Annotated in this window: 4 protein-coding genes and 6 tRNA genes; 5 read left to right on the top strand and 5 right to left on the bottom strand. The window is 47.7% G+C overall.

Annotated elements, in window-relative coordinates:
- From NTX75_15065 to NTX75_15045, 5 genes are all read right to left on the bottom strand, one after another.
- A partial coding sequence (locus tag NTX75_15065) for a GTP-binding protein (GenBank protein ID MCX5817531.1) occupies nt 1–127 on the bottom strand: 127 nt, incomplete at its 3' end.
- Between the two features lie 24 nt (nt 128–151).
- Nucleotides 152–227, bottom strand: a tRNA-Thr gene (locus tag NTX75_15060).
- 38 nt (nt 228–265) lie between these two features.
- A tRNA-Gly gene (locus NTX75_15055) sits at nt 266–342 on the bottom strand.
- 54 nt (nt 343–396) lie between these two features.
- A tRNA-Tyr gene (locus tag NTX75_15050) sits at nt 397–481 on the bottom strand.
- Nucleotide 482: 1 nt separating this feature from the next.
- A tRNA-Thr gene (locus tag NTX75_15045) sits at nt 483–558 on the bottom strand.
- A gap of 148 nt (nt 559–706) precedes the next feature.
- On the opposite strand from NTX75_15045, the gene NTX75_15040 reads away from it, so the two are divergent.
- From NTX75_15040 to NTX75_15020, 5 genes are all read left to right on the top strand, one after another.
- Nucleotides 707–783 (top strand) — tRNA-Met (locus NTX75_15040).
- 92 nt (nt 784–875) lie between these two features.
- A tRNA-Pro gene (locus tag NTX75_15035) sits at nt 876–954 on the top strand.
- Nucleotides 955–1,094: 140 nt separating this feature from the next.
- Entirely contained in the window at nt 1,095–1,910 is an 816-nt protein-coding gene (locus tag NTX75_15030) for an IclR family transcriptional regulator (protein MCX5817530.1), read from the top strand.
- Between the two features lie 23 nt (nt 1,911–1,933).
- On the top strand, nt 1,934–4,093 hold the full coding sequence (locus NTX75_15025; protein ID MCX5817529.1) for a molybdopterin-dependent oxidoreductase: 2,160 nt from the start codon (nt 1,934–1,936) through the stop codon (nt 4,091–4,093).
- Nucleotides 4,090–4,623, top strand: coding sequence for a 4Fe-4S binding protein (locus NTX75_15020; protein MCX5817528.1), 534 nt, complete (start codon nt 4,090–4,092; stop codon nt 4,621–4,623). The genes NTX75_15025 and NTX75_15020 overlap by 4 nt, the downstream gene beginning before the upstream one ends.
- Nucleotides 4,624–4,845 lie beyond the last annotated feature (222 nt).

The following is a 4,845-nucleotide window of genomic DNA, read 5'->3' as shown; positions in this document are numbered from 1 at the left end:
TGGCAAACCCTTTATTGGCCAGACACCTGGTAATGGCAGAGGTGAGGGTGGTCTTGCCGTGGTCTATGTGTCCAATAGTTCCAATATTCACGTGGGGTTTGTTTCTTACAAACTTTTTCTTAGCCATAGAGGACCTCCGTTTAAAAATTTATGGAGCCCACGACCGGAACTGAACAGGTGACCACTTCCTTACCAAGGAAGTGCTCTTCCGACTGAGCTACGCGGGCTTTTGGAGCAGGTAATGTTTCAACCCGCTACGTTTTTTTGGAGCGGGAAACGGGACTCGAACCCGCGACCCTCAGCTTGGAAGGCTGATGCTCTAACCAGCTGAGCTACTCCCGCATCCTTTAACTTACAAACTCATAACTGCAAATTTTGCAAAACAAAATTTGCAAATGGTGGAGAGGGGAGGAATCGAACCTCCGAAGGCTGAGCCAACAGATTTACAGTCTGCCCCCTTTGGCCGCTCGGGAACCTCTCCGTGGAGCTGGTGATGGGACTCGAACCCGCAACCTGCTGATTACAAATCAGCTGCTCTGCCGATTGAGCTACACCAGCACAAACGTTTATTATAGTACAAGATTGGTATAAAAAACAATATTTATTATACTATTTTACTTTATATGAAGTCAATAATATTGCCGCCCTTGTCACAATATTATTGACTTCATATAATTTTTCAGTATATCATAAGCACACATTAAACAGCGGGGTGGAGCAGTTTGGTAGCTCGTCGGGCTCATAACCCGAAGGTCACTGGTTCAAATCCGGTCCCCGCAACCAATAAAATCAAAGGTTTTGGGTTTTTCCAAAACCTTTTTTGTTTTTTGAGAAGTGTTGCAAAATTCCTTATAAGTGTGTTATGTTGTAGCGTTCGGGGCGTGGCGCAGCATGGTTTAGCGCGCTTGCTTTGGGAGCAAGAAGCCGCTGGTTCGAATCCAGTCGCCCCGACCATTAAATTAGTTCCACATCATCAAACAACCCAATCAAAACTGACGGTTTACCCTTTTCTGCAGATTTTTATTGACAAGCTCATTCTATTTTAATAAATTATTTTCTATACAAAATACTGTTCTGCATACAGAATTTATTATATGGAAACTTTCAAAGGGCAAAAAAAAGAAAAAACCGCATACACCTCTTCTGTGCCGGCTGTTGATGATGCGTCCCGCATCCTGATCTGCCTGGCAAAAAACCCGTCATTCAAGATAAATCTTACTGATATCTGTAAAGAAGTGGGCATCCACAAGAGCAAGGGATACTCAATCTTAAGCACTTTGCAAAAGTACGGTTTTGTAGATAAAAATCTTAAAGCTAAGACATACTCCCTGGGACCCGGGCTAATTTCCCTGTCCCGGAAGGTTCTCGACAATATGGACTACAGAGAGGCTGTGGCCCCTTTTCTTGAAAAGCTTGCACACGAAACACACAGCACGGCACTGTTCGCCATTATTAATGATGGGAATGCCTTTGTTGTTGCAAAACATGAAGGAGATAAGAATATCGGCGTCACAATAAGGATTGGTCACCGATTCTCCGCTACAGCAGGGGCGCACGGGAAAGCCATTGTTGCATTTATGTCTCAGGAGGAGCAGAAATTTATTTTAAAAAAAGAGAGACTTTTCTTCCATGGGGACGCCACAAAGCTGGATCGCACGAGGCTGATGGCTGAGCTTAAGGAATGTCGTGAGAGAGGTTTTGCATTTGATATAGGTGAATTGAATCCTGGCATCAACGCCGTTGCAGCCCCTGTTTTCAACTCGCAGGAAGAATTGATCGGGTCATTATTCATCATTGGAACATTTCAGGAGACGCAGATCTCCGGGTTCGGTGTTATGATTTCCGAGAACGCCAGACAGGTATCACGCATGCTTGGCGCTGACCTGGATAAGATTTACAAAATGGCATAAAAGCGGTTTAAAAGGAGGTTTTTATGCAAGCATTTAAGCATTCCAATGTAGAGCGGGAGATGGAAGTGTACGGTTTTGAGTCGGTAGTGAAAAGTCATTGCCGGATGTGTCACGGAGGGTGCGGAGTGCTGGTCTATGTCAAAGATGGTAAAGTGGCAAAAATAGCCGGCGATCCTGAGTGTCCTATCAACCACGGTACGCTGTGCAGCAAGGGGTTGGCATCAGCCCAGCTTGCATACCATCCGGACAGACTTACCTACCCTGTAAAAAGGATCGGCCCCAAAGGGAGCGGCAGATGGGAACGGATTTCCTGGGACGAGGCGCTTGATGCTATTGCAGAAAAAATCCTTGATTATAAAGACAAGTACGGCGCCGAATCCATCGTGTTCGGTTACGGGACAGGTCGTGAAAACGAAGCAGCAATCTATCGCATCACCAATCTCCTCGGCTCACCAAATGTCCTGACGGCAGGTCATTTCTGTTACGGCCCCCGCATATCGACAAGTATCATCACAATGGGCACAAATCCCATCATCGAATACGAGGGTTTTCCTCAGTGCATTATGATGTGGGGGAACAACGTAACCATATCTAATCCGGACTGCTACAAAGGGGAACCTTTTTCGGTGGCCCTCGACGCAGGGGCAAAACTGATCGTCGTTGACCCGAGATTGACTAAGCCGGCGGCACGGGCCGATATCTGGCTGCAACTCAGGCCCGGCACAGACCCTGCCCTTGCTTACGGCATGCTCAATGTTATTGTAAACGAAGAGCTCTACGATAAAACATTTGTTGAAAACCATGTATTCGGGTGGGAGCCCTTTGTGAAGAGGGTAAATGAGTACCCCCTCGACAAGGTTGAAGAAATCACCTGGGTGCCCAAGGCAAAGATACGCGAGGCGGCACGGCTCTTCGCTACCAGCAAGCCCGCTGCAATTCAGTGGGGTGTAGCCATCGAGCAGCAGATTAATTGTGCCGACAATGACCGGTTGCTCATGTTCCTCATGGGCCTTACAGGAAATATAGACGCCGAGGGAGGGCAGGTCCTTTATAAGACGCCACCCATCGTAAATGTAGGTCAGTTCGGTGCCCATGCCATGCTTCCCGTGGAGCAGGCTCAAAAAAGGCTCGGCGGCGACCAATTCCGTCTCGCTTCGCGCTTCGCCATTATAACCCCAAAGGTCGTCTGGGACGCCATCCTTGAAGAAAAGCCCTATCCTGTGAAAATGCTTTTTTTCATAAGCTCCAATCCGGTTATGACGAGGGCTAATGCAAAGGAAGTATACAGAGCACTGGAGAAGGTAGAGTTCATGGCTGTATCTGACTTCTTCCTGACCCCAACTGCTGAGCTTGCCGATATCGTACTGCCTGCAGCAACGTGGCTCGAAATGGATTATATCGGTGATTTTTGGAAGCGCCACGGCTACATCCTGCCGCGCCGCAAGGTTGTCCAGATCGGAGAATGCCTTTCGGACCACGAGATGCTCAACCGGCTCGGCAAAAAGATCGGACAGGAACAGTTCTGGTGGGACAACTTCGAAGGTGCCCTCGATTTTATTTTACAGCCTATGGGGATTACATGGAAGGATTTCAAACAGATGGATTATCTCAGGGGACCGGTAAAACACTATAAGTACAAGGAGTCGGGTTTCTCCACCCCTACCAGGAAATTTGAACTCTATTCTACAATCCTTGAAAAGATGGGGTATGACCCCCTCCCCCAGCACAGAGAAGTGCCTGAAAGCCCTGTAAGCGCTCCTGAACTTTACAAAGAATATCCATATATCCTCATCACCGGTGCAAGGCAACCGGGATTCTTTCACTCGGAGAACAGGCAGGTGCCATGGCTGAGAGGGCTTCACAAGGATCCGATAGTCCAAATTCACCCGGATGCTGCTACCAAGGAAGATATTAAAGAGGGAGACTGGGTCATCATCGAATCCCCGCGCGGCAAAGTAAGGCAACGGGCACAGCTTTTCGCCGGTATGGACCCGAGGATTGTAGCGGCCCAACATGCATGGTGGTTCCCTGAAAATAAAGATCCGGGCCATGGTTGGGACAAGTCCAACATTAATATTCTCACTGATAATGCCTACGATGGATGTGACCCCGCCTTTGGCGCGACAAACATTCGCACGCTCCTATGTAAAATATACCCTGAGAAGAAAGGAGAAAGGTCATGAATAAGTATACTCTGAAGATCGACGAAAACTCCTGCTGGGGCTGCAAGTCCTGCGAGGTGGCGTGTAAACAGGAGCACAATACACCGGACAATGTCAAATTCATTTATGTTTCTGAAGATGGGCCCAAGGTAGTTGATGGAAAACTTGATTTTACATACCGGGTGAATACCTGCAAACACTGCGACGACCCGCCCTGCATGGAGGTGTGTCCTGCGGAGGCCATTTCGAAGAGAAATGACAGCATCGTCATCCTCAATGAAGATGAATGCACAGGCTGTAAACTGTGCATCGATGCCTGCCCTCATTCAGCAATCTCCTTTGACGAAGAAAAAGGTGTTGCACGGAAATGCAACCTCTGTTATTTCAGGGTTGACAATGGTCTCTATCCTGCCTGTGCGGATAATATATGCCTCGCCCATTGCATTTACTTCGGCGCTGCCGGCAAGATCGATCAAATGATCGCCGAAAAACCATGGCTTAAAAAGAGGATTGAGCAAGCAAAAATGGAATTAGCCAAGCAGGTAAAATAAATAGATTTCAACGAGCAAGCCCGTGGAAATCTATGCTGCGAGCATAAGCGAGCATGAGGGGGAGGCTCCGGCAGCCGGGGCAGAACCTGTGAAATAATCCCCTCATCCGTAACTATTCCGTGGATTAAGTGTGCCGTATATGGTATAATTAACCAGTAAATACAATATGTTGGGGGTATCGGTGGATAATGTGGAGGGACTTTTTCCGGAATATGATTTCTC

This window comes from Pseudomonadota bacterium, from assembly GCA_026388315.1.
In the GTDB taxonomy this organism is placed as follows: Bacteria; Desulfobacterota; Syntrophorhabdia; order Syntrophorhabdales; family Syntrophorhabdaceae; genus MWEV01.
The sequence above is the reverse complement of the archived record's forward strand: the minus strand, read 5'-3'. Positions and strand labels throughout refer to the sequence as shown.

Bases quoted from the DNA above. Each gene is read 5' to 3' on its own strand.
- NTX75_15030 (MCX5817530.1), top strand. From the start codon at position 1,095: ATGGAAACTTTCAAAGGGCAAAAAAAAGAAAAAACCGCATACACCTCT.
- NTX75_15020 (MCX5817528.1), top strand. From the start codon at position 4,090: ATGAATAAGTATACTCTGAAGATCGACGAAAACTCCTGCTGGGGCTGC.
- NTX75_15025 (MCX5817529.1), top strand. From the start codon at position 1,934: ATGCAAGCATTTAAGCATTCCAATGTAGAGCGGGAGATGGAAGTGTAC.